Source organism: Streptomyces zhaozhouensis (assembly GCF_900230195.1).
Classification (GTDB): Bacteria; Actinomycetota; Actinomycetes; order Streptomycetales; family Streptomycetaceae; genus Streptomyces; species Streptomyces zhaozhouensis.
In genome coordinates this window covers 620,284-644,360 of sequence record NZ_OCNE01000001.1, presented here as the reverse complement: position 1 = coordinate 644,360, position 24,077 = coordinate 620,284, and the positions used below count along the sequence as shown (strand labels likewise).

Sequence of the window (24,077 nt, the reverse complement as noted above, 5' to 3'; positions counted from 1 at the left end):
CCCGGTGGGGCGCCCTCGGTAGATTGAAGTGAACCATCGTTTACCTCGGGGCGGCCCCGGTGCCGTGTCCCGTCCCAGCGCGAGGAGTGCATGATGACGACTTCCCCACAGCGTCGTTCGGTGATCGTCTCGGGCGCCCGCACCCCGATGGGGCGGCTGCTCGGCTCGATGTCCGGGTTCTCGGGGGCCCGGCTGGGCTCGTTCGCCATCCGGGCGGCCCTGGAGCGGGGCGGGGTGGCGGCCGAGCAGGTCGACTACGTGGTCATGGGACAGGTGCTCACCGCGGGCGCCGGCCAGATCCCGGCCCGCCAGGCGGCGGTCGGCGCGGGCATCCCGATGACGGTGCCCGCCCTCACGGTCAACAAGGTCTGCCTCTCCGGGCTGGACGCGGTGGCCCTGGCCGACCAGCTGATCAGGGCCGGCGAGTTCGACGTGGTGGTGGCCGGCGGCCAGGAGTCGATGAGCAACGCCCCGCATCTGCTGCCGGCCGGCCGGCGCGGCGTGAAGTACGGCGCGATGCAGGTGCTGGACGCGATGGCGCACGACGGGCTCACCGACCCGTTCGACGGGGCCGCGATGGGCGAGTCGACGGAGACCTTCAACGGGCGGCTCGGCATCACCAGGGAGGAGCAGGACGCGGTCGCCGCGCTCTCCCACCAGCGCGCCGAGGCCGCGCGGAAGAACGGGCTGCTGGCCGAGGAGATCGTGCCGGTGAGCGTTCCCCAGCGGCGGGGCGAGCCGCTGCTGGTCGAGGAGGACGAGGGCATCAGGCCGGATACCACCGTGGAGTCCCTGGCCCGGCTGCGGCCCGCGTTCCCCGGCGCTGACGGCCAGGGCACCATCACGGCCGGCTCCGCCTCGCAGATCTCCGACGGTGCCGCGGCCCTGGTGGTCATGGAGCGCTCGCGGGCCGAGGCGCTCGGCCTGAGCTGGCTGGCCGAGATCGGCCCGCACGGCAACGTCGCGGGCCCGGACAACTCTTTGCACTCCCAGCCGGCCCGCGCCATCGAACACGCGCTGGACCGGGCGGAGTTGACGGTCGACGACCTCGACGTGGTGGAGATCAACGAGGCGTTCGCCGCCGTGGTCGTCCAGTCAATGCGCGACCTGGGAATCTCCTCCGAACGTGTGAATGTCAACGGTGGCGCGATCGCCCTGGGGCACCCCATCGGCATGTCCGGCGCCCGGCTCGCGCTCCATCTGGCGTACGAGCTGCGCAGGCGGGGCGGCGGCACCGGCGCGGCCGCCCTGTGCGGCGGCGGTGGCCAGGGCGACGCGCTGCTGCTGAGCGCGCCGCGTGACTGAGGACCGCGGGCGGGCCGCCGGCGCCGACGTCGGCGAGCTGGTGGCGCGCGCCCGGCGGGGGGAGCCGCGCGCCGTCGCGCGGCTGATCTCGCTGGTCGAGAACGAGTCACCCCGACTGCGCGCGGTGATGGCCGCGTTGGCGCCGCTCACCGGCCACGCGCGGGTGGTCGGGCTGACCGGCTCGCCCGGCGTCGGCAAGTCCACCACCACCTCGGCGCTGGTCACCGCCTACCGGCGGGCGGGCAAGCGGGTCGGGGTGCTGGCCGTCGACCCCTCGTCGCCCTTCTCCGGCGGCGCGCTGCTGGGCGACCGGGTGCGGATGAGCGAGCACGCGCTGGACCCGGGCGTCTACGTCCGTTCGATGGCGACCAGGGGCCACCTCGGCGGGCTCTCCTGGGCGGTGCCCCAGGCGGTGCGGGTGCTGGACGCGGCCGGCTGCGACCTGGTGCTCGTCGAGACCGTCGGCGTCGGCCAGTCCGAGGTGGACATCGCCGCGCAGGCCGACAGCACGGTGGTGCTGCTGGCGCCGGGGATGGGCGACGGGGTGCAGGCGGCGAAGGCCGGCATCCTGGAGGTCGGCGACCTCTTCGTGGTCAACAAGGCCGACCGCGACGGCGCGGGCACCACCGTCCGGGAGCTTCAGCACATGCTCGGCCTCGGCCCGCCGCGCGCGCCGGGGGAGTGGCGCCCCTCGGTCGTCCGCACGGTCGCGGCGCGCGGCGAGGGCGTGGACGAGCTGGTCGAGGCGCTGGAGAAGCACCACGGCTGGCTGGTGGAACACGACGCGTTGGCCGCCCGCCGGGAGCGGCGGGCGGCCAACGAGGTCGAGAGCATCGCGCTGACGGCGCTGCGCGCCCGGATGGACGCGCTCCGGGGCGACCAGCGCCTGGGGGCGCTGGCCACCCGGGTGCGTGACGGGGAGCTCGACCCGTACGCGGCGGCGGATCTGCTGGTGGAGGGGGTCTCCGAGACGTAGCCCCGCCGGGGGCGACCCGCGTCAGTCGTCGTGCCGGTCGTCGTCGCGGTCGTCCCTGTCGTCGTCGCGGTCGTCGCGGTCGTCGCGGTCGTCGTCCTGGTCGTCCCTGTCGTCGTTCCGGTCGTCCCGGTCGTCCCTGTCGTCGCGGTCGTCGTCGCGGTCGTCCCGGTCATCGTCGTCGTCCCGGTCCCGCTCCTCCTCCACGATGTCGCCGTTCTGGAGGCTGATGGCCAGCTCGTACTCGGTGCCGTCCTCGCCCCGCAGCTCCAGCTCCCAGCGGCCGTCGTCGACGTCGGCCTCGCGGAGGGTGGCGCCGGTGTGGGACTCGGCGGTGGCGATCGCCGTCGCCGCGTCCGTGCTGGCCTCGGCGGCCAGCAGACTGCGGGCGGCGGCCAGGTCGTCGTCCCCGTCGTCGTCCCAGTCGTCGTCATCGTCGTCGTCGCCCGACCGGCCGCTGCGCTCGTCGAGCACCTCGCCGCCGTCCTCGCTGACCACCACGCGGTGCCAGGTCTCCGACTCGTCGTAGATCTCGATCTCCCAGCCGCGCGGCCCGTCGTCGTCGCGGTCCAGCTCGATCTCCGTGACGACGCCCGGCGCCGCCGCCAGCGCCGTGGCCACCGCGCGCAGCGCCGCGGAGTCACCGGCCGCGTCCGCCGCGTCCGAGGCGTCCGTCGCGTCGTCGTCCTGGTCGGCGGAGCCGCCCTCCTGGATCGACAGGTTGCTGCTCAGCGCCGCCTGGTCCGTGCGCTCCTCGCCGCCCGCGCCCATCGCGATCCCCGCGAGGGTGCCTCCGGCGACGACGGCTCCGGCTGCGGCGACCGCGACGATCATGTTGCGCTTCATGTTGGGGTCCTCCCACTCGAATCCCGGCTTCTCAGCCCGCCGTCCGGCCCCTCGCCGTTCGACGTGACCCCACAGTCGCCGAACGTTGCTGAAGCTGAGCTGAAGGCGGCTGAAGAAGTCTTCAGCATCCGTTTGCGAAGCTGGTCCCCGTGCGCGTGCTGATTGTGGAGGACGAGAAGCGGCTGGCGATCTCGCTGGCCCAGGGACTGCGAGCCGAGGGCTTCGCGGTCGACGTGGTGCACACCGGCACCGACGGGCTGCATCGGGCGACCGAGGGCGGCTATGACCTGATCGTGCTGGACATCATGCTGCCCGGCATGAACGGCTACCGCGTCTGCGCCGCGCTCCGCGCCGCGGGCGACGAGACGCCGATCCTGATGCTGACGGCCAAGGACGGCGAGTACGACGAGGCGGAGGGGCTCGACACCGGCGCCGACGACTACCTCACCAAGCCGTTCTCCTACGTGGTGCTGGTCGCCAGGGTCCGCGCCCTGCTCCGCCGGCGCGGCCGGGGCGCGGCACCGGAGCTGCGGGTCGGCGACCTGGTGGTGGACCGCTCCACGCGCCGGGTGACCAGGGGCGGGCGTGAGATCGGCCTCACCGCCAAGGAGTTCACCGTGCTGGAGCGGCTGGCCGGGCGGGCGGGCGAGGTGGTCTCCAAGGCGGAGATCCTGGAACACGGCTGGGACTTCGCCTACCAGGGCGACCCCAACATCGTGGAGGTCTACGTCAGCGCGCTGCGCCGCAAGCTCGGCCCCGGGCTGATCGTCACCGTGCGCGGTGCCGGCTACCGGCTGGTGGCCGGGAACGAGGGCGGCGATCGGCGTGGGTAGCGTCCGGGCGCGGGCCACGGTGGGCGCGACGCTGGTGGTGGCGGTCGCGCTGGTCGCCGCCGGGCTGCTGCTGGTGTGGCTGCTGCGCGACAACCTCCAGGAACAGGTCGGTCTCCAGGCCGAGGTCACCGGCCGCGACGTCGCGGCCCAGCTGGCGACCGGGCGCGCGCTGGACGACCTGGACCTCGACCACGCGCGGCCGGTGCAGGTGGTGGACCGCGACGGGCGGGTCTACCAGGTCAGCGACGGCCTGGAACGGATCACCGGCACCGGCAGCGACAGCGTCACCCCCGACCCGCCGGCCCGCGACGGCCAGGCCGACCAGGCCGAGCGGGGGGAGGGCCGGGAGCGCGCCGACGAGGACGACGATGACGACGATGACGACGACGAGGAGCGCCCCGGGGCCGACGGCGACGAGGACTCCTTCCCCGGCCCCGGCGAGCTGGACGAGGAGATCGGCTCGGTCACCGGCAGCGCCGTCGTCGACGGTGAGGACGGGGAGTACCTGTTCGCCGTCGTCGAGGTGACCACCCCCTGGGACGAGGACCTGGTCGTCTACGCGGGCGCCCCGCTGGACGTCGAACGGGCCGCGATCGACAGCGTGCGCAGCTCGATGCTGGCCGGCGTCCCCGCCCTGCTGGCCGTGGTGGCCGGAGTGACCTGGCTGGTGACCCGCAGGGCGCTGCGCCCGGTGGAGGGCATCCGGCGGGGGATGGCCGACATCACCCGCTCCGAGGACCTGAGCCGGCGGGTCCCCGAGCCGGAGGCCAGGGACGAGATCGGCCGGCTGGCCAGGACGACCAACGAGACGCTGGCCGCGCTGGAGTCCTCGGTGGAGCGGCAGCGCCGCTTCGTCGCCGACGCCTCGCACGAGCTGCGCAGCCCGATCGCCTCGCTCCGCACCCAGCTGGAGGTGGGCGAGGCCCATCCCGAGCTGCTCGACCTGCCGGGCGCGGTGCAGGACACCGTCAGGCTCCAGGGGCTCGCGGCCGACCTGCTGCTGCTGGCCAGACTCGACGCCGGGGAACGCCCGCTGAGCGCCACGGTCGAGCTGGGGCGGCTGGTCGACGAGGTGCTGGAGGAGCGGGTCGGCGACCGCCACCCGGTGCACCTCGCGGAGCTGGCCGACCTCACGGTGCGCGGCTCGCGCGGGCAGTTGGCCAGGGTGCTGGGCAACCTGCTGGACAACGCGCAACGGCACGCGGCCGGTCGGGTGCGGGTCTCGCTGCGGGCCGTCGGCGACGAGGCGCTGCTCGAGGTCGGCGACGACGGGGCCGGCGTGCCCGAGGCCGACCGGGAGCGGATCTTCGAGCGCTTCGTGCGCCTCGACGACGCCCGCAGCCGGGACGAGGGCGGCGCCGGGCTCGGGCTGGCGATCGCCAGGGACGTCGCGCGGCGCCACTCGGGGGAGCTGGGCGTGGGCACCGCGCCCGAAGGCGGCGCGCTGTTCACGCTGCGCCTGCCGCTGGCCGGGCGTGGGTCCGAGGAGGAGCCGGCGGCGGGTTAGGGTCTGCCACGCCGCCGGTGGAGGTGCTCGGCGACCGGGGCGAGGGCCTGGTGCAGCGCGGCCAGCTCCTCCGGCGAGAGCAGGTCGATGAAGTGCTGGCGCACCGACTCCACGTGGTGCGGCGCCACCCGCCGCATCACGGTCCAGCCCTGCTCGGTGAGGACGGCGAACAGCCCGCGCTTGTCCGAGTCGCAGTGCTCGCGCCGCACCAGCTCCGCCTTCTCCATGCGGGTGATCTGGTGTGACAGCCGGCTCTTCGACTGGAGCGTGGCCGCGGCCAGGTCGCTCATCCGCATCCGCTGGTCCTCCGACTCGGAGAGGTGGACCAGGATCTCGTAGTCGTTCATGGTCAGCCCGAACGGCTGGAGATCGCGCTCCAGCTGGTGGGTCAACAGCCTGCTGACGTCCAGATGGGTCCGCCACGCACGCTGTTCCGCGTCGCTGAGCCAGCGGGTGCCGATGTCGGTGTCCATGACTCGAACGATAGCCAACGCCGGCGACCCCCGACTCCTGGTCGTCCGGGGGACTGCGACAATGGCTTGTGCACCGGTTCACATGAGATCTTCACCCGGCATTCGAGAGGTCGCGCTTCCCCATGGACATGAAGACGCTGAAAGCCCTGCACCGGCTCCGTCTGGTGTCGGCCCCCGAGGCGGTCTCCTTTCTGCTGTTGCTGGTCTGCTCGGTGCTGAAGCGGACCACCGACTTCAACGCCGTGCCCGTCATGGGCGCGGTGCACGGGGTGCTCTTCGTCGCCTACGTGCTGCTGTGGGCCGACGCGTGGAACCGCGCGAAGTGGTCGCCCGCCACCGCCGCCTGGTTCTTCCTGATGGCGGTCATCCCGGTCGGCGGCTTCTTCGCCGAGCGCCGGCTGCGCCGTTCCCAGGACGACGCGGTGATCGCCGCCCGCGCCCGCAAGGAGGGTGTGGTCAACGCCTGAGACGAGGGCGCTGACACCCCTGGGGTAGCTCGCACGGACCGCTTCGGTTCGACAGAGATCACTTTCTGACGTGTCTTTGATGTGTCGGGTTGTGGTTTCTGTCCCGAAAAGGAGTGTTCCGTGCGGTCCCAGCGGTATGACTACGAGGTCTACAGCCGCCTCGCCGGCCCGCTCACCGAGCCGGGCCCCGGCTACCGGGTGCGGTACCGGAGCCTGCTCGCCCGGGAGCCGCACCGCACCCGCGCCACCCTGCTGATGGCCCTGGCGCCGACGCTCTCGCTGGTGCTGCTGGTGTGGCTGGTGTGGCCGAGTCACTGGACCGAACGCAGCGACTCCCCGGTCTGGTTGGTCGCCGCCGACGCGGTGATGCTCGGCTGCATCGCGCTGATCGAGCTGTTCCGGCTGGTCAACGTGGTCTCCGTGGCCCACGCCACCATGGTCGCCAGGGACCCGGTGCCGGTGGCGCCCGAGACGGGGACGCGGGTCGCGTTCCTCACCACCTTCGTGCCGGGCAAGGAGCCCCTCACCATGGTGCGGGGCACCCTGGAGGGCGCCGTCCGGCTGCGGCACACCGGACCACTGGACGTCTGGCTGCTGGACGAGGGCGACGACCCGCAGGTCAGGGAGATGTGCGCCGAGTTGGGGGTGCACCACTTCACCCGCAGGGGCGTCGCCCGCTGGAACCAGCCGAGCGGCCCGCACCGCGCCAGGACCAAGCACGGCAACTACAACGCCTGGCTGGACGCGCACGGCGACGACTACGACTACTTCGCCTCCGTCGACACCGACCACGTGCCGCTGCCCGGCTTCCTGGAGCGGATGCTCGGCTACTTCCGCGACCCCGACGTGGCCTTCGTCGTCGGCCCGCAGGTGTACGGCAACTACGAGGGACCGGTCACCAAGTCCGCCGAGAGCCAGCAGTTCCTCTTCCACGCGCTGATTCAGCGCGCCGGCAACCGCTACCGCTCGCCCATGTTCGTCGGGACCAACAACGCCGTGCGGATCGCGGCGCTGCGCACCGTCGGCGGGCTCTGCGACTCGGTCACCGAGGACATGGCCACCGGCTTCGAGCTGCACCGCACGGTCAACCCGGAGACCGGCAACCGCTGGCGCTCGGTGTACACGCCCGACGTGCTCGCCGTGGGGGAGGGCCCCTCCTCCTGGACGGACTTCTTCACCCAGCAGCTGCGCTGGTCGCGCGGCACCTACGAGACGCTGATCCGCCAGTACGGGCGCGGCGGGCGCCGCCACCGGCCCGGGACGCTGCTCAACTACTCGCTGATGCTGGCCTTCTACCCGATGGCCGCGATCACCTGGACGCTGGGCGTGCTGGGCTGCGTGCTCTACCTGCTGCTTGGTGCCTCCGGCACCCAGGTCTCGTCCTCGGTGTGGCTGATGCTCTACAGCGACGTCGCCGCGCTCCAGGTCGGCCTCTACGTCTGGAACCGGCGGCACAACGTCTCCCCCCACGAACCCGAGGGCTCCTCCGGCACCGCGGGGATGCTGATGTCCGCGCTCTCCGCGCCGGTCTACGCCCGTTCGCTGCTGGACGCGGTGCTCCGCCGCACCTCCGGGTTCGTCGTCACCCCCAAGGGCGGCGAGGCCAGCCCGGACCGGCCGGCCACCTTCCGCTGGCACCTGGGCTGGGCCGGGCTGCTGACCTTCGCGCTGCTGGTCTCCGTGGTCCTCGGCCACACCCATGTGGCGATGCGCAGTTGGGCGTTGATCGCCCTCGCGGTCGCGCTCGCCCCGCCGGCCGTCTGGGCTTGGACCACCCGCGAGCCGCGCCGCCGGCCCACCGGCCGGCACCGCGCCGCGGGACCGCGCGCCCGGCCCGGCGCCGCCCGACGCCCGGCCCCCGTGCCCGAAGCCGACGCACCGAACCACCCCGGCGGTGAACGACCGCCCCGACGCCCCGTGGGAGCCGACGCATGAGCCGTCAACGACGTGTCCGCCACCGCTACCGCCCCGGCCGCCGGCTGCGCAAGCTGGCGCTGGGCAGCGGGATCACCCTGCTGCTCGTCGGTCTGAACGCCCCGGCCGCCGTGTCCTTCGCCGAGCGGCAGCTCCACGAGTACCGCATATCGCGACCCGCCTACCAGGCGAAGTACGGCTCCTGGGAGATGGTCGACGTGCCCGAGGAGTACCGCACCAACGCGATCCACGCGGCGCTGCTGCACACCGGCAAGGTGCTGCTGATCGCCGGCTCCGGCAACAAGGAGGACCAGTTCGACGAGGGGACCTTCGACACGGTCCTGTGGGACCCCGAGGACAACTCGTTCGAGAAGGTGCCCACCCCCGACGACCTGTTCTGCGCCGGGCACGCCCAACTCCCCGACGGCAAGCTGCTGGTGGCCGGCGGCACGCTCCGCTACGAGGTGCTGGGCGACGCGGTCACCCACGCCGGCGGGGCGATGCTGATCAAGAACGAGGACCCCGACCGCAGCCGCGAGTTCCCCGAGGGCACCCGGCTGCGCGGACCGAACGGCCAGCTCTACGAGACGACCAACGCGATCACCGTGCCCGCCGCCGACAAGGAGGAGCGCGAGCCGGAGCGTGACGGGGACGACACGGCGGTGGAGGAGGCCGGCGCCGAGCCCGGTGCGGAGCCCGAGGAGGAGTTCACCATCACGGCCGGCGAGGAACGGGTCTTCGTCACCGCCGTCGAGGAGGGCGAGGAGAGCGTCGTCGACGAGGCCGGCCAGTACGAGATCCTCGGCCTCGAAGGCGCCGACGCCCGCAACCTCTACGGGCTGGCCTCCCGGATCACCCTGGAGGACCAGGACTTCCAGGGCATCGACGTGGCCTACGAGTTCGACCCGGTGGCCGAGCGCTACATCCCCGTCGACCCGATGGCCGAGGCCCGCTGGTACCCGACGCTGACCACGCTCCCCGACGGCCGGGTGCTCTCCGTCTCCGGCCTCGACGAGGTGGGCGAGGTGGTCCCCGGGATCAACGAGATCTACGACCCCGAGACCAAGACCTGGTCCGAGGGGCCGGAACGGTACTTCCCGACCTACCCCGCGCTCTTCCTCACCGAGGGCGGGAAGATCTTCTACACCGGCTCCAACGCGGGCTACGGCCCCGCCGACGAGGGCCGGGTGCCGGGCATCTGGGACCTGGAGGAGAACACCTTCGAGGAGGTCGGCGGCCTCTCCGACCCCGACCAGCTGGAGACCTCCGCCTCCCTGCTGCTGCCGCCCGCGCAGGACCAGCGGTTCATGGTGCTGGGCGGGGGCGGCGTCGGGGAGTCCGCGAAGTCGACGGAACGGACGGCCGTCGTCGACCTCACCGAGGAGGACCCCACCTACCGCGAGGGGCCGAGCCTGCCGCAGGGCACCCGCTACCTCAGCAGCGTGCTGATGCCCGACGACACCGTCTTCACCTCCGGCGGCTCCGAGGACTACCGGGGGCGCGGGAAGAGCGACGTGCTGCGGGCGCAGTTCTACGACCCGGAGCAGGACGCGTTCGTGCCGGCCGCCGACCCGACCGTGGGCCGCAACTACCACTCGGAGGCGCTGCTGCTGCCCGACGGGCGGGTGGCGACGTTCGGCTCCGACCCGCTCTACGGGGACAAGGACAACACCAGGGCCGGCGAGTTCGAGAAGCGGATCGAGGTCTTCACCCCGCCGTACCTCCACGACGGGCGCGAGGAGACCCGGCCGGCGCTGGGCGACGGGCCGGAGAGCGCCACGCTCGGCGAGACCGTCGCCTTCGCGACGGACGACGCGGAACGGATCACCGAGGCCCGCCTGATGCGCCCCAGCGCGGTCACCCACACGACGGATGTGGAGCAGCGCTCGTTGAAGCTGGAGCTCGAACGGACGGAGGACGGTGTGGAGCTGACCGTTCCCGAGGACCCGTCGCTGGTGCCTCCCGGCTGGTACATGATCTTCGTCACCGACGGGGAGGGCACGCCCAGCGAGGCCACCTGGATCAAGGTCGGCCCCACGTAGCACCTCGGGCCGGTTACGGCCTGAGGGCGCATGGGTGGCGGGGGTTGGTCGACCACCGGCCTTGCTGGCCCGGGTGGGTTGTCGGCCTGAGCCCGATGGGTGGTTGCTCGCGCAGTTCCCCGCGCCCCTGCACTGCCGTGGGCGGGTTGTTTGGGGGCGCGGGGAACTGCGCGGTGCATTTGTGGCGGGGTGCGGACGACCACCGGCCTTGCCGGCCCGGGTGGGTTGTCGGCCTGAGCCCGATGGGTGGTTGCTCGCGCAGTTCCCCGCGCCCCTGCACTGCCGTGGGCGGGTTGTTTGGGGGCGCGGGGAACTGCGCGGTGCATTTGTGGCGGGGTGCGGACGACCACCGGCCTTGCCGGCCCGGGTGGGTTGTCGGCCTGAGCCCGATGGGTGGTTGCTCGCGCAGTTCCCCGCGCCCCTGCACTGCCGTGGGCGGGTTGTTTGGGGGCGCGGGGAACTGCGCGGTGCATTTGTGGCGGGGTGCGGACGACTATTGACCTTGCCGGCCCGGGTGGGTTGTCGTCCGCGCCCCGGTGGTGGGTTGCTCGCGCCCCTGCACTGCCGTGCGCGGTGCATTCGTGGCGGGGGTGAGACGACCGCGGTGCGGTACCGGCCAGGTGGGTGGTCGCCCCCGTTCAGCCCTCCGCGCGTTCGGCCAGGCCCAGCGCGTACTCGGGCCACCACTGCCCCGGCGGCGGGCCGCCCCGGCACTCGCCGTCGGACTCGCCGGGCCGCTTCACCCACAGATAGGCGTCGACCAGGTCGTCCCCCGTCTCCGTGGTCGGCGGCGTGCCCAGCGCCCGTCCCGGCGGGTTGCACCAGCGTTCGTCGCCGCCGTCCTCCCAGGGCCCGTTGCCGTTGCGGCTGGTGTCGATGACGAAGTGCGCGTCGTCCAGCAGCCCGGACAGCTCCCGGCCGTACTCCGTGCTGGCCTCGGTGGTCTGGAAGTTGGAGACGTTGAGCGCGAAGCCGTCGGCCCGTTCCACGCCCGAGTCGCGCAGCGCCTGCGCGAGCCGCCCCACGTCGGTGACCCAGTCGGGGTTGCCCGCGTCCAGGTAGACCCGGGTGCCCGGCTGCTCCTTGAGGCGGTCGACGGCCTCGGAGAGCAGCGCGTAGCGGTCCTGGACGTACATCGGTGCCGTGCAGCCGTCGAGCGTGTGAGGGACCGCGTCCGGCTCCAGGACGACGACGGTCTCCGCGTCGCCGACGGCCTCGGCCAGGTCGTCGATCCAGTCCCGGTAGGCGTCGTCGCTGGGCGCGCCGCCCTCCGAGTACTGGCCGCAGTCGCGGTGCGGGATGTTGTACGCGACCAGCAGCGCCGTCCGCCCGGCCTCGGACGCGGCCCCGGTGACGTCCCGGACCAGCGGCGCCGGGTCGCCCTCCGGCGGCCAGTGCGACAGCGGGCGGTCGGCGATCCGCCGCACCAGCCGGGCCTCGTCCGCGCGGCCCGACTCCTCCCACTGCCGCACCTGCCGGGCCGCGGGGGAGTCGGGGTCCACCCAGAACCCCGAGCTGTCGTCGATGAGCTGTCCCTCGGGGCCGCCCTCGCCGCCGGGCGGCGCCGCGTCGCCCGAGGAGCAGCCGAGCGCGAGCAGGGCGAGCGTCAGCGAGGAGAGCGCCAGGGTGAGCGACAGGGGCCGGTCGGGCCGGCGGGACACTGCGGTGGTGGGGCCGGGCATGTGCGTCATGGTGCCACGGCCCGCGACCGTGAGTCGCCGCGCCATGACGGAGCGTGCGGGAGTTCCGGGGGGCGGGTCGCCTCCGGTCGGGGCGCGCGGCAACGGGCCCGCGCCCCCGGGAGATTCACCACAACGGCCGCATCCGTCACTGGCGTGCCGGGTAGGGTCGCCCTCGTGTCGAAGCCGCTGAGTCTCCCGTTCGATCCCATCGCGCGAGCCGACGACCTGTGGAAGCAGCGATGGGGCTCCGTGCCGTCCATGGCCGCGATCACCTCGATCATGCGGGCGCACCAGATCCTGCTGGCGGAGGTCGACTCCGTGGTCAGACCGCACGGTCTGACGTTCGCCCGCTACGAGGCGCTGGTGCTGCTCACCTTCAGCAGGGCCGGCGAGCTGCCGATGTCCAAGATCGGCGAGCGGCTGATGGTCCACCCGACCTCCGTCACCAACACCGTGGACCGGCTGGTGCGTTCCGGCCTGGTCACCAAGCGGCCGAACCCGAACGACGGGCGCGGCGTCCTCGCCTCCATCACCGCGCGCGGGCGCGAGGTCTGCGACGCGGCCACGCGGGACCTGATGGCCGCCGAGTTCGGGCTCGGCGCCTACGACGACGAGGAGTGCCGGGAGATCTTCGCCATGCTGCGCCCGCTGCGGGTGGCGGCCAGGGACTTCGCCGCCCCGGGCGAGGCGTGACCGGTATGACCCGATAGGCTCGCCGGCATGAAGCGGAGTGTGCTCACCCGGTACCGGGTCATGGCCTATGTCACTGCGGTGATGCTGCTGGTCCTCGGCACCTGCATGGTCTTCAAGTACGGCTTCGACACCGGCGAGGGGCTGACCCTGGTCGTCTCCCAGGTGCACGGGCTGCTGTACATCGTCTATCTGGTCTTCGCGTTCGACCTGGGGCAGAAGGCCCGCTGGCCGTTCGGGAAGCTGCTGTGGGTGCTGGTCGCCGGCTCCATCCCGTTCGTCTCCTTCTGGCTGGAGCCGCGGATCACCGCCGAGACGCGGCCGCTGCTGGAGGGTGACGACGACGAGCCGGCCGTCGCCGAGGGCGCCGTCGGCGCCTGAGGTCCTCCTCCCGGCCGGCGCGGAACCGGCCGGGCACTTCCTTGGACAGATACTTGGACGTCCAAGTAAATTGGCGGTATGGACGCTGACGCCATCGAAGCGGGCCGCCGACGCTGGCAGGCCCGGTACGACGCGGCCCGCACCAGGGACGCCGACTTCACCACGCTCTCCGGAGACCCCGTGGAGCCCGTCTACGGCCCCGCCCCCGGCGACGACCACGCCGGTTTCGAGCGGATCGGCTGGCCGGGGGAGTACCCCTTCACCAGGGGACTCCACCCCACCGGCTACCGGGGCAGGACGTGGACCATCCGCCAGTTCGCCGGCTTCGGCAACGCCGAGCAGACCAACGAGCGCTACCGCACCATCCTGCGCAACGGCGGCGGCGGGCTCTCCGTCGCCTTCGACATGCCGACGCTGATGGGCCGCGACTCCGACGACCCCAAGGCGCTGGGCGAGGTGGGCCACTGCGGGGTCGCCATCGACTCGGCCGCCGACATGGAGATCCTCTTCCGGGACATCCCGCTGGGCGAGGTCACCACCTCGATGACCATCTCGGGCCCCGCCGTGCCCGTCTTCTGCATGTACCTGGTCGCCGCCGAGCGGCAGGGGGTGCCCGTCGAGACGCTCAACGGCACGCTCCAGACCGACATCTTCAAGGAGTACATCGCGCAGAAGGAGTGGCTCTTCCCGCCCGAGCCGCACCTGCGGCTGATCGGCGACCTGATGGAGTACACCGCCGCCCGCATCCCGGCCTACAAGCCGCTGTCGGTCTCCGGCTACCACATCAGGGAGGCCGGGGCCACGGCGGCGCAGGAGCTCGCGTACACCCTCGCCGACGGCTTCGGCTACGTGGAGCTCGGCCTCAGCCGGGGGCTGCCGGTGGACGACGTGGCGCGCGGGCTGTCGTTCTTCTTCGACGCGCACGTCGACTTCTTCGAGGAGATCGCCAAGTTCCGTGCCGCGCGCCGGATCTGGGCCCGCTGGATGCGCGACGTCTACGGCGCGGCCAACGAGCGCGCGCAGTGGCTGCGTTTCCACACCCAGACGGCCGGGGTCTCGCTGACCGCGCAGCAGCCGTACAACAACGTGGTGCGCACCGCCGTCGAGGCGCTGGCGGCGGTGCTGGGCGGCACCAACTCGCTGCACACCAACGCGCTGGACGAGACGCTGGCGCTGCCGAGCGAGCGGGCGGCCGAGATCGCGCTGCGCACCCAGCAGGTGCTCATGGAGGAGACCGGGGTCACCTCGGTCGCCGACCCGCTGGGCGGCTCCTGGTACGTGGAAGCGCTGACCGACCGGATCGAGGCGGACGCGGAGCGGATCTTCGAGGAGATCGCCGAGCGCGGCCGGCGGGCGCTGGCCACCTCGGGCGCGCGGGAGCACCCGATCGGGCCGATGACCTCGGGGCTGCTGAGCGGCATCGAGGACGGCTGGTTCACCGGGCAGATCGCGGAGTCCGCGTTCCAGTACCAGCGGGCGCTGGAGAAGGGCGACAAGCGGGTCGTCGGCGTCAACTGCCACACCGCCTCCGTCACCGACGAGCTGGAGATCCTGCGGGTCAGCCACGAGGTGGAACGCGAGCAGGTGCGGACCCTCGGCGCCCGGCGGGCGGAGCGCGACGAGGCGGCGGTGCGGGACCGGCTGGCGGAGCTGGTGCGGGTGGCGCGCGGCGAGGGCGACACGATCGCGCCGATGTTGGAGGCGGTGCGGGCGGAGGCGACGCTGGGCGAGATCTGCGGCGCGCTGCGCGAGGTGTGGGGCGGCTACACCGAGCCGGCGGGTTTCTGAGCGCCCCCTGAACGCCGGCGCACACCCCCGGCGGCGCGGTGCCGGCGCGCCGGGGGTGGCACCGCGTTCCCGAACGGGGACACCGCGTTCCCGAACGCGTGCGGGAGGGGGGAGACTGGTCCCATGCAGCCACGCAACATGTCCATGAGCGGAGCGGTCGATCTCTCCGCGGTCAAGGCCGCGGCCGAGGCCAAGCAGAAGGCCGAGCAGGCCCGCGCGCAGCGGGCGGCGCAGCCGGAGGGGGAGGCGGCGGCCGTCTCCCTGGTGATCGACGTCGACGAGGCGACCTTCGAGCAGGAGGTCGTCCAGCGCAGCGCCGAGGTCCCGGTGGTCATCGACTTCTGGGCCGAGTGGTGCGGGCCGTGCAAGCAGCTCAGCCCGGTGCTGGAGCGGCTCACCGCGGAGTACGCGGGGAAGTTCGTCCTGGCCAAGATCGACGTCGACGCCAACCAGCGGCTCTTCCAGCAGTTCGGGGTGCAGGGCATCCCCGCCGTCTTCGCGGTGATCGCCGGCCAGGCGCTGCCGCTGTTCCAGGGGGTCGCGCCGGAGGCGCAGGTGCGCCAGGTGCTCGACCAGCTGATCCAGGCCGCCGAGGAGCGGTTCGGGATCGTGGGCGAGGCGGTCGACCCCGAGGCCGCCGCCGCGGCCCGCGCGGCCGAGCCGGAGGAGCCGCCGGTCGACCCGGCGCTGGCCGCCGCGCACAGCGCGCTGGACACCGGTGACCTGGACGGCGCCATCAAGGCGTACGAGTCCCTGCTGGCCGCCGACCCGGGCAACGTGGAGGCCGCGCTCGGCCTCGGCCAGGCCCGGCTGCTGGCGCGCGTCCAGGACCTCGTGCCGGAACAGGTGCGCAAGGACGCGGCCGACCGTCCCGGCGACGTGCCGGCCCAACTCGCCGCCGCCGACCTCGACCTGGTGGGCGGCCATGTGGAGGACGCCTTCAGCCGGTTGATCTCGACGGTGCGGGGCACCTTCGGCGACGACCGGGAGACGGCGCGGGTGCGGCTGCTGGAGTTGTTCGAGGTCGTGGGCCCCGACGACCCCCGGGTGGTCGCCGCGCGCTCCGCGCTCGCCCGCGTGCTCTTCTGAGCCGTACCGCTCTCAACCGTTCCCCGGCGGCCGCGTTTTACCAAAACTTGGTAAACGTGGCCGCCGTCACATTCAGTGGGGGCAACCCTGTGAGGTGCGGGAGTTGTGGGCGATTCGGTCGGCTATGGGGTGCTTTCGGGTCGACACCCTGCGTGGGTGAACGGACACGATTCACCCCGCTCCGGCATATCGCCATTACTGGCAAGTAACGAACCTCTTGTGTCCTGCCGTGAGATAGACCACGATCGGCGGGGCCGACTCGGCCACGCGTCGGCCGTGGTGTGCGACGTCGCCCCGGGCGACGCCGGTGTGCCACGCAACCGAAGGCCGTCTCCCGGCGGCCAGTGGCTGTCTCCCTCAGCGCATCTGTCGGGGACAACGCACCTCTCCCCACCGGGGTTCCCGGGCGGTACACCTCATCGATCGCCGGCTCCGAGGGAGATGTTCGTCCGAGAAGGAGGAAGTCATGGAGTCACAGGCTCGCGGCGGCACCAGATGGCGGCGTTTCGGTCTGGTCATGGTGCCGAGCGTGGCCGCTACCGCTGCGATAGGCGTCGCCCTCTCCCAGGGGGCACTCGCCGCCTCGTTCGCCGTTTCGGGGCAGCAGTTCAAGGTCAGCGTCGACAAGCTGGACGGTGATGGCTTCGTTCAGTACGGAGCCATGGTCACCCCGGCCGGCGGTGAGGAACGGCCGGTCGCGGTCTCCGCGTTCGACCACGCCACCATCAACAACCTGTGCCAGTCGGTGGTGCTGCCGGTCCCGTTCTTCGGGGACGTCACCGTCAAGATCGGCGCGGGTTCCGACCCGGACAACCCGGTCGAGGCGGACAACCTCTTCATCGACCTGGAGCAGCTCAACGCGGACGCCGAGTTCAGGAACATCGACATCGGTGTGGCCGCCGACCAGACGACCAAGGGGCCCACCCCCGAGGCCGGCACGCTGCCCGGGTCGTTCGCCCAGCAGGCCGACGGCGCGGTCCTGACCGACGTCCGCCAGACCGCATGGGCGACCTCCGCTGGGACCTTCAAGCTCAGCGACCTGGACCTGTCCCTGCACCGAGGCGCGAACGAGTGCTTCTGACGGTCTGAACCGCGCCTGGGGCAGGGCGGAGGTCCTGCCTCTGCCCCAGGGGCCACCGCCGTATCGTGCGTCCCGCCACTGAACCGCGCCAAGGGGAGTACGTGCCGTGAGCACCAACATCGATGCCGCGCCCGCCGAGTCGTTCGTCACCCGGGGGAGGCTGGCCTTCCGCCGCTTCCGGTGGGGACGGCCGTTCTGGGCCGGGCTGTTCACGATCATCGCCGGGCTGCCCATCGCCTATCTCCCTTACGCCAACCTGACGTTGGGGCAGCTGACCATCCGGATGGCCACCACGGCCGGCGCCGGTTCGCTGGTGATCGGCATCCTGCTGGTGGTGCTCGGACTGACCATATGGTTCCAGCCGCAGGCGCGCATATTCGCCGGCGTCGCCGCCATCCTGCTGTCGCTGGTCTCACTGGTGGTGTCCAACTTCGGCGGATTTCTCGTGGGGTTCGTCTTCGGCATGGTCGGCGGTGGCATGAGCATCGCCTGGGTGCCCGGCGAGCCCGTCGCCTCGCCCGCGGACGAGGCGGACGACACCGCTGACCGGGAGCCTCCGGTTCCGACGCCCGGCACCGGCAGCGCGCTGGCCTCCTTCGGGAGCACCGCGCCGGCGTCCGGGGAGGGAACGGGGAAGGGAAACCAACGTGCCGACTGAAGACATATCCGCCGCGGGCGAGGCGGCCCGGCTCGCCTCGCGGCGGTCACTGATCCGCCGGCTGCACATGCCGGTGGGCAAGGCGATCGCCCTGGCGGCGATGCCCTCGGCCGCGCTGCTGGGCATGGGGTTCACCTCCCCGCTGGCCAAGGCCGACTCGCAGCCGGAGAACCCGTTCGCGGGTGAGTCCTGCGTCGAGATGCCCGACGAGCCGCTCGCCGAGGACGACGCCGAGAACGCCGAGGACGCGGCGGTCGAGGAAGACGCCGAGGACGCCGAGGACGACGCCGAGGAGCCGGCGGACGGGACCGAGGAGGACGCCGCCGAGGACGCGGAGGGCTCGGAGGAGACCGACGGGTCCGCGTCCGGGCAGCCGCCGTCCGACGGTACCGCCGAGGCGCCGGAGACCCCGGAGGCCCCGGACGAGTCCGCCGACGAGGCACCGCCGGCCGGCGACGCCCCCGAACGGGACGAGGGCGAGGAGGAGGACGAGTTCAACCCCTGGGACCCGCTGGGCCTGGGCCAGGGCCTCGCAGACCTGGGCGAGGACGTCTGGGACCTGCTGACCCCCGGCGAGCGCGAGGAGTTGGCCGAGGCCCAGCGCGAGGCCGAGGAAGCCGAGGAGGCGGAGGAGGCCGAGCGGGCCGCGGCGGAGGAGGCCGAGCGCCGCGAGGCGGAGGAGCGGGAGGCCGAGGAGGCCGAACGCCAGCGCGAGGAGGAGGAAGCCGCCAGGCGCGAGGCGGAGGAGGCCGAGCGCGCCGAACGCGAGGAGGCGGAACGCGAGGAAGCCGAACGCGAGGAGGCGGAGGCCGCCGCCAGGGAGGAAGAGGAGGCCGCCGCGCGCGAGGAGGAGGACCGGGCCGCCGACGAGGAGGCCGAGGCCGGCGCGATCCCCGGCGCCGGCGAGCCGTTCCCCTGCCCCACCGAGGAGCGGGTGCCCGGCGAGGACGAGCAGACCGCGATGACGCTGCCGGACGAGTCCTGGTACCTGGACGCCACCTATCTGACCCTGCGCGGCCTCAGCTACCACGGCGTGGTCAACGTGACGACGGCCAACGGGACGGTCAAGCAGGTACTCAAGTTCACCGCCGACAAGCTGGACATCGGCGACCTGCACCAGATCGTCGACGCCCAGGACGGCATCCGCTACCACGTGGCGACCGCGCCCGGCTCCAACTCGACCTTCCGGGACGGCACGGTGACGATGTACACCGAGCGGCTGGAGGGCAACCTCTTCGGCGTGATCCCGGTGACCTTCGACGCCGAGCACCAGCCGCCGCTGGACCTGCCGATCGCCCACTTCACCGACGTCTTCGTCACCCAGGCCGGGCAGTTCGGCGGCACCCTCTCCATGGAGGGGATGCACACCTACACCACGCCCGACGGCCCCACCGTCCCCTGACGGGCCGCAGGGAAGGCCCCGACTCCCCGTCCCCGCACAAACGGCTTCCCCGCCGCTCCCGAACCCTCGGAAGCGGCGGGGAAGCCGTGTGCGGAGCGAGCGGCGCGGGGCGGCTCAGGCGCCGCCGTGGCCGCCCAGGTGGTGGACGCGGACCATGTTGGTGGTGCCGGGCACGCCGGGGGGCGAACCCGCCGTGATGATCATGGTGTCGCCGGTCTCGTAGCGGTTGAGCCGGGAGAGCTCGGCGTCACACAGCTCGACCATCTCGTCCGTGTGGTTGACCAGCGGCACCACGAAGGTCTCCACCCCCCAGCTGAGCGTCAGCTGGTTGCGGGTGGACGCCTCGGTGGTGAACGCCAGGATCGGCTGCACCGCCCGGTAGCGGGAGAGACGGCGGGCGGTGTCGCCCGACTTGGTGAAGGCGATCAGCGCCCGCGCGTCCAGGAAGTCCGCCATCTCGGCCGCCGCCCTGGCCACGGAACCGCCCTGGGTGCGCGGCTTCTTGCCGGGCACCAGCGGCTGGAGGCCGCGCGAGAGCAGCTCCTGCTCGGCGGCGACCACGATCTTCGACATGGTCTTGACGGTCTCGATCGGATAGCGCCCCACCGAGGACTCCGCCGAGAGCATCACCGCGTCCGCGCCGTCCAGGATCGCGTTGGCCACGTCGGACGCCTCGGCGCGGGTCGGGCGCGAGTTGGTGATCATCGACTCCATCATCTGGGTCGCCACGATCACCGGCTTGGCGTTGCGGCGGCAGAGGTCGATCAGCCGCTTCTGCACCATGGGCACCTGCTCCAGCGGGTACTCCACGGCCAGGTCGCCACGGGCCACCATCACCCCGTCGAAGGCGAGGACGACCTCCTCCATGTTCTCCACGGCCTGCGGCTTCTCGACCTTGGCGATCACCGGCACCCGGCGGCCCACCCGGTCCATCACCCGGTGCACGTCCCGCACGTCGTCGGCGTTGCGGACGAAGGAGAGCGCCACCATGTCGGCGCCGAGCCGGAGCGCGAACTCCAGGTCCTCGACGTCCTTCTCGGAGAGCGCCGGCACGTTGACCGCGACGCCGGGCAGGTTGATGCCCTTGTGGTCGGAGATCACGCCGCCCTCGATGACGATGGTGCGCACCCGGGGACCGTCCACCTCCAGCACCTGGAGCGAGACGTTGCCGTCGTTGATCAGGATCGACTCGCCCTTGGCGACGTCGCCGGGCAGCCCCTTGTAGGTGGTGCCGCAGATCGAGCGGTCGCCGGGGACGTCCTCGGTGGTGATGGTGAACTCGTCGCCGCGCGTCAGCTCCACCGGCCCGTTGGCGAAGGTCTCCAGACGGATCTTCGGCCCCTGGAGGTCGGCCAGCACCCCGATCGGGCGGCCGGTCTCCTCGCTCGCCTTGCGGAGTCGGTGGTAGCGCTCCTCGTGCTCCTCGTGGCTGCCGTGGCTGAAGTTGAAGCGTGCCACGTTCATGCCGGCATCGATCAGCGACTTCAGGTTCTCGAAGGAGTCGACGGCGGGACCCAGGGTGCAGACGATTTTGGAGCGGCGCATGAAAGCGATCCTCTCATTTTGTTCCATGTGGGAATAATGGCGGGCTCAGGCTAGCGGAGTTCAGGCGTTGACCAGCGCGAACGCCTGGGTCGCGATCTCCAGTTCCTCGTCCGTCGGCACCACGGCGACCGCGACCCGAGCGTACTCCGGGGAGATCAGCCGGGGGCCGCGGTCGGCGGCGGTGTTCAGCCGTTCGTCGACGACGGGCCCCAGCGCGTCAAGGCCGGCGACGGCGGCCGTTCGCACGCGGGAGGCGTTCTCGCCGACCCCGGCCGTGAAGGTCACCGCGTCGACCCGGCCCAGCACCGCGAAGTAGGCGCCGATGTAGGAACGCAGCCGGTGCGCGTACACGTCGAACGCCAGCCGCGCGCGCCCGTCGCCCTCGTCCATCCGGCGCACCACCTCGCGCATGTCGTTGTCCCCGCACAACCCCCGCAGCCCGGAACGGGAGTTGAGCAGCTCGTCGATCTCGTCCACGGACATGCCCGCCACCCGGTGCAGGTGGAAGACGACCGCCGGGTCCACGTCCCCCGACCGGGTCCCCATCACCAGTCCCTCCAGCGGCGTCAGCCCCATCGAGGTGTCCACACACCGCCCGCCGGCCACCGCCGCCGCCGAGGCGCCGTTGCCCAGGTGCAGCGTGATGACGTTGACCTCCTCGGGGCGGCGGTCCAGCAGCGCGGCCGTCGCGCGCGAGACGAACGCGTGCGACGTGCCGTGGAAGCCGTAGCGGCGCACCCGGTGCGCGGCCGCCACGTCGGCGTCGATCGCGTAGCACGCCGCGTGGTCGGGGATGGTGGTGTGGAACGCGGTGTCGAAGACCGCCACCTGCGGCAGCTCCGGGTTGAGGGCGCGGGCGGTGCGGATGCCCGCCAGGTTCGCCGGGTTGTGCAGCGGAGCCAGGGGCACCAGCCGCTCGATCTCCGCCAGCACCCGGTCGTCCACCAGCGTCGGCTCGGTGAACGACCGCCCGCCGTGCACCACCCGGTGGCCGACCGCCGCCAGCCGGGGCGAGTCGAGACCGGTGCCGTCGGCGGCCAGCTCCTCGCCGGCCGCGCGCAGCGCCGCCGCGTGGTCCGGCACCGAGAGCGCGCGCTCCCTGCGCTCCCCGCCGGCCGGGGTGTGGACCAGCCGGCCGGTGCCCTGCTCCCCGATCCGCTCCACCAGCCCGGAGGCCAGCCGGCTGCCGTCGGCCATCTCCAGCAGCTGGTACTTCAGCGAGGAGGAGCCGGAGTTGAGCACCAGCACCTGAGTGGCTTTCACGCCGAGGCGTCCTTTCGGGTCCGGGCGGCGGCCTCCTGGGCCTGGACGGCGGTGATCGCCACCGTGTTGACGATGTCCTGCACCAGCGCGCCGCGCGACAGGTCGTTGACCGGCTTGCGCAGCCCCTGGAGCACCGGGCCGACGGCGACGGCGCCGGCCGAGCGCTGCACCGCCTTGTAGGTGGCGTTGCCGGTGTTGAGGTCCGGGAAGACCAGCACCGTGGCCTGGCCGGCGACCTCCGACTCCGGCAGCTTGGTCGCCGCCACCGAGGGCTCGACGGCCGCGTCGTACTGGATCGGGCCCTCCACCAGCAGCTCGGGCCTGGCCGCCCGCACCAGCTCGGTGGCCTCCCGCACCTTGTCGACGTCGGGGCCGGAGCCCGAGGTGCCCGTCGAGTAGGAGAGCATCGCCACCCGGGGCTCGACCCCGAACTCCGCCGCCGTCCGCGCCGACTGGACCGCGATGTCCGCGAGCTGGGCCGCGTCCGGGTCCGGGTTGACCGCGCAGTCCCCGTAGACCAGCACCCGGTCGGCCAGGCACATGAAGAAGACGGAGGAGACGATCGCCGCGTCCGGCTTGGTGCGGATCACCTCGAACGCCGGCCTGATGGTGGCCGCCGTCGAGTGCGCGGCGCCGGAGACCATGCCGTCGGCCAGGCCCTCGTTGACCATCAGCGTGCCGAAGTAGGAGACGTCCGAGACGACGTCGTACGCCAGCTCCTCGCTGACCCCCCGGTGCGCCCGCAGCCGCGCGTAGACCTCGGCGAAGCGCTCGCGCAGCGGTGAGGCCACCGGGTCCACCACCCGCGCCACGGGCCCGGTGCCCTCGGCCGCCTCGTCCGCGCCCAACAGGGCCAGGTCGAGGCCGAGTTCGGCGGCGCGGCGGCGGACGGCCGGCTCCTCGCCGAGCAGCGTCAGGTCACAGACGCCGCGCCGCAGCAGTACCTCGGCGGCGCGCAGCACGCGCTCCTCGGTGCCCTCGGGCAGCACCACGTGGCGCCGGTCGGTGCGGGCCCGCTCGATCAGGCCGTGCTCGAACATCATCGGCGTCACCCGGTCCCCGCGCGCCACCGCCAGCCGCCCGGCGAGCGCGGCGGTGTCCACATGGGTCTCGAAGAGGCCGAGCGCCAGCTCCGCCTTGCGCGGCGTCGCCGCCGTCAACTGGCCCTCAAGCCCGGACAGCTCCGTCGCGGTGACGAACGAACCCGCCGCCACCGACAGCACCGGCGTCCCCGGCGCCAGCCGCGCCGCCAGCCTCGTCGTCGCCTCGTCCGGCCGTTCGCCCAACGTCAGCAGCACGCCGGCGATCGGCGGCGAACCCGCCGAGTGCGCGGCCAGCGCGCCCACCAGCAGATCCGCCCGGTCCCCCGGGGTGATCACCAGGGCGCCCTCGGTCAGGGCGGCGAGGAACGTCGGCAGCGTCGCCCCGCCGAAGACGAAGTCCCGCACGTCCCTCGCCAGCCCCGCGTGGTCCCCCAGCACCGTCTCCGCGCCGAGCGCCCTGGCGACCTGCGCCACCGTCGGCGCGGCCAGCGTCGGGTCGTCCGGCAGCACCGAGACCGGCACCGGCAGCCGGTCGGCCAGCGCCTCCAGCGTCGCGCCGGTCTCGGCGTCCGGGACCCGGTTGGCGACCATCGCCAGCACGTCGCAGCCGAGGGCGGCGAACGCGTTGTGCGCGTTGCGCACCTCGGCGGCGATGGCCTCGCCGTCCTGGTCGACACCGGCGACGACGGGCAGCACGGGCGCGCCGAACTCGTTGGCCAGCCGGGCGTTGAGCGTCAGTTCGGCCGGCAGCTGGGTGTCGGCGTAGTCGGTGCCCAGCACCAGGACCACCTCGTAGGCGTCGGCCACCCGGTGGTAGCGCCGCACCAGCTCGGTGACCAGCTCGTCCATCCCCCGCTCGGCCAGCAGCGCGGCGGCCCGCTGGTAGTCGAGGCCGAGTATCTCGTCGGCCGGCTGGCTCAGCCGGTAGCGGGCCCGCAGCAGCTCCACCACCTGGTCGGAGCGGCCGTCGTGCGCGAGCGGCCGGAAGAGCCCGACCCGGTCGACCGTCCTGGTCAACAGCTCCATCACGCCCAGCTCCACCAGCTGGCGGCCGTCGCCCCGGCCGATGCCGGTCACATACACGCTGCCTGGCAC

At 72.8% G+C, this 24,077-nt stretch carries 20 protein-coding genes; 14 read left to right on the top strand and 6 right to left on the bottom strand.

The annotated features are described in order from the left end of the window. Positions 1-93 precede the first annotated feature (93 nt). Together CRP51_RS02875 and meaB are read left to right on the top strand one after the other, a co-directional pair. A complete protein-coding gene (locus tag CRP51_RS02875; RefSeq protein WP_097229307.1) occupies positions 94-1,305 on the top strand; it encodes an acetyl-CoA C-acetyltransferase in 1,212 nt (403 codons plus the stop codon). Then, positions 1,298-2,281 carry a methylmalonyl Co-A mutase-associated GTPase MeaB gene (gene meaB / locus CRP51_RS02870; RefSeq protein WP_097229306.1) on the top strand — a complete coding sequence of 328 codons (984 nt, stop codon included), beginning with the start codon at positions 1,298-1,300 and terminating at the stop codon, positions 2,279-2,281. Before CRP51_RS02875 ends, meaB begins: the two co-directional genes overlap by 8 nt. 21 nt (positions 2,282-2,302) lie before the next feature. Here meaB and CRP51_RS02865 read toward each other — a convergent pair whose 3' ends face one another. Further along, positions 2,303-3,124, bottom strand: coding sequence for a PepSY domain-containing protein (locus CRP51_RS02865; RefSeq protein ID WP_097229305.1), 822 nt, complete (start codon positions 3,122-3,124; stop codon positions 2,303-2,305). 149 nt (positions 3,125-3,273) lie between these two features. Here CRP51_RS02865 and CRP51_RS02860 point away from each other — a divergent pair, with 149 nt between their 5' ends. Together CRP51_RS02860 and CRP51_RS02855 are read left to right on the top strand one after the other, a co-directional pair. Next, positions 3,274-3,957, top strand: coding sequence for a response regulator transcription factor (locus tag CRP51_RS02860; RefSeq protein ID WP_097229304.1), 684 nt, complete (start codon positions 3,274-3,276; stop codon positions 3,955-3,957). Beyond that, positions 3,950-5,464 carry a sensor histidine kinase gene (locus CRP51_RS02855; RefSeq protein ID WP_097229303.1) on the top strand — a complete coding sequence of 505 codons (1,515 nt, stop codon included), beginning with the start codon at positions 3,950-3,952 and terminating at the stop codon, positions 5,462-5,464. Before CRP51_RS02860 ends, CRP51_RS02855 begins: the two co-directional genes overlap by 8 nt. On the opposite strand, the gene CRP51_RS02850 is transcribed toward CRP51_RS02855, so the two are convergent. Continuing rightward, entirely contained in the window at positions 5,461-5,937 is a 477-nt protein-coding gene (locus CRP51_RS02850) for a MarR family winged helix-turn-helix transcriptional regulator (RefSeq protein WP_097229302.1), read from the bottom strand. The two genes, CRP51_RS02855 and CRP51_RS02850, sit on opposite strands and share 4 nt — an antisense overlap. Positions 5,938-6,059: 122 nt before the next feature. Here CRP51_RS02850 and CRP51_RS02845 point away from each other — a divergent pair, with 122 nt between their 5' ends. The 3 genes from CRP51_RS02845 (at position 6,060) to glxA (ending at position 10,360) form a co-directional block, all read left to right on the top strand. Further along, positions 6,060-6,404 carry a DUF3817 domain-containing protein gene (locus CRP51_RS02845; protein WP_097229301.1) on the top strand — a complete coding sequence of 115 codons (345 nt, stop codon included), beginning with the start codon at positions 6,060-6,062 and terminating at the stop codon, positions 6,402-6,404. 120 nt (positions 6,405-6,524) lie between these two features. Further along, positions 6,525-8,339, top strand: coding sequence for a glycosyltransferase family 2 protein (locus CRP51_RS02840; RefSeq protein WP_097229300.1), 1,815 nt, complete (start codon positions 6,525-6,527; stop codon positions 8,337-8,339). After that, positions 8,336-10,360 carry a radical copper oxidase GlxA gene (gene glxA / locus CRP51_RS02835; RefSeq protein ID WP_097229299.1) on the top strand — a complete coding sequence of 675 codons (2,025 nt, stop codon included), beginning with the start codon at positions 8,336-8,338 and terminating at the stop codon, positions 10,358-10,360. Before CRP51_RS02840 ends, glxA begins: the two co-directional genes overlap by 4 nt. Before the next feature lie 638 nt (positions 10,361-10,998). On the opposite strand, the gene CRP51_RS02830 is transcribed toward glxA, so the two are convergent. Beyond that, on the bottom strand, positions 10,999-12,042 hold the full coding sequence (locus CRP51_RS02830) for a glycoside hydrolase family 6 protein (protein WP_097229442.1): 1,044 nt from the start codon (positions 12,040-12,042) through the stop codon (positions 10,999-11,001). A gap of 174 nt (positions 12,043-12,216) precedes the next feature. Here CRP51_RS02830 and CRP51_RS02825 point away from each other — a divergent pair, with 174 nt between their 5' ends. From CRP51_RS02825 to CRP51_RS28690, 7 genes are all read left to right on the top strand, one after another. Beyond that, complete coding sequence (locus CRP51_RS02825) at positions 12,217-12,735, top strand: MarR family winged helix-turn-helix transcriptional regulator (RefSeq protein WP_097229298.1); 519 nt, start codon at positions 12,217-12,219, stop codon at positions 12,733-12,735. Between the two features lie 27 nt (positions 12,736-12,762). Further along, entirely contained in the window at positions 12,763-13,113 is a 351-nt protein-coding gene (locus CRP51_RS02820) for a DUF3817 domain-containing protein (RefSeq protein WP_097229297.1), read from the top strand. Positions 13,114-13,191: 78 nt separating this feature from the next. Beyond that, a complete protein-coding gene (icmA, locus tag CRP51_RS02815; RefSeq protein ID WP_097229296.1) occupies positions 13,192-14,901 on the top strand; it encodes a coenzyme B12-dependent isobutyryl-CoA mutase large subunit in 1,710 nt (569 codons plus the stop codon). Positions 14,902-15,024: 123 nt separating this feature from the next. Further along, a complete protein-coding gene (locus tag CRP51_RS02810; RefSeq protein ID WP_097229295.1) occupies positions 15,025-15,990 on the top strand; it encodes a tetratricopeptide repeat protein in 966 nt (321 codons plus the stop codon). 466 nt (positions 15,991-16,456) lie between these two features. Continuing rightward, the gene (locus tag CRP51_RS02805) at positions 16,457-17,071 is read left to right on the top strand and encodes a DUF6230 family protein (protein WP_097229294.1); all 615 of its coding nucleotides are present in this window, start codon (positions 16,457-16,459) and stop codon (positions 17,069-17,071) included. Between the two features lie 106 nt (positions 17,072-17,177). Then, a complete protein-coding gene (locus CRP51_RS02800) occupies positions 17,178-17,729 on the top strand; it encodes a DUF6114 domain-containing protein (RefSeq protein WP_245880319.1) in 552 nt (183 codons plus the stop codon). Beyond that, positions 17,719-19,131, top strand: a complete 1,413-nt coding sequence (locus tag CRP51_RS28690; protein ID WP_097229293.1) for a hypothetical protein — start codon at positions 17,719-17,721, stop codon at positions 19,129-19,131. The genes CRP51_RS02800 and CRP51_RS28690 overlap by 11 nt, the downstream gene beginning before the upstream one ends. Positions 19,132-19,245: 114 nt before the next feature. Here the strand turns inward: CRP51_RS28690 and pyk are convergent, their stop codons facing one another. The 3 genes from pyk to pta are packed head-to-tail and all read right to left on the bottom strand — an operon-like array spanning position 19,246 to position 24,077. Further along, positions 19,246-20,676, bottom strand: a complete 1,431-nt coding sequence (gene pyk, locus CRP51_RS02790) for a pyruvate kinase (RefSeq protein ID WP_097229292.1) — start codon at positions 20,674-20,676, stop codon at positions 19,246-19,248. A gap of 60 nt (positions 20,677-20,736) precedes the next feature. After that, positions 20,737-21,939, bottom strand: coding sequence for an acetate kinase (locus CRP51_RS02785; protein ID WP_097229291.1), 1,203 nt, complete (start codon positions 21,937-21,939; stop codon positions 20,737-20,739). Then, positions 21,936-24,077, bottom strand: coding sequence for a phosphate acetyltransferase (gene pta, locus CRP51_RS02780; protein WP_097229290.1), 2,142 nt, complete (start codon positions 24,075-24,077; stop codon positions 21,936-21,938). Before pta ends, CRP51_RS02785 begins: the two co-directional genes overlap by 4 nt.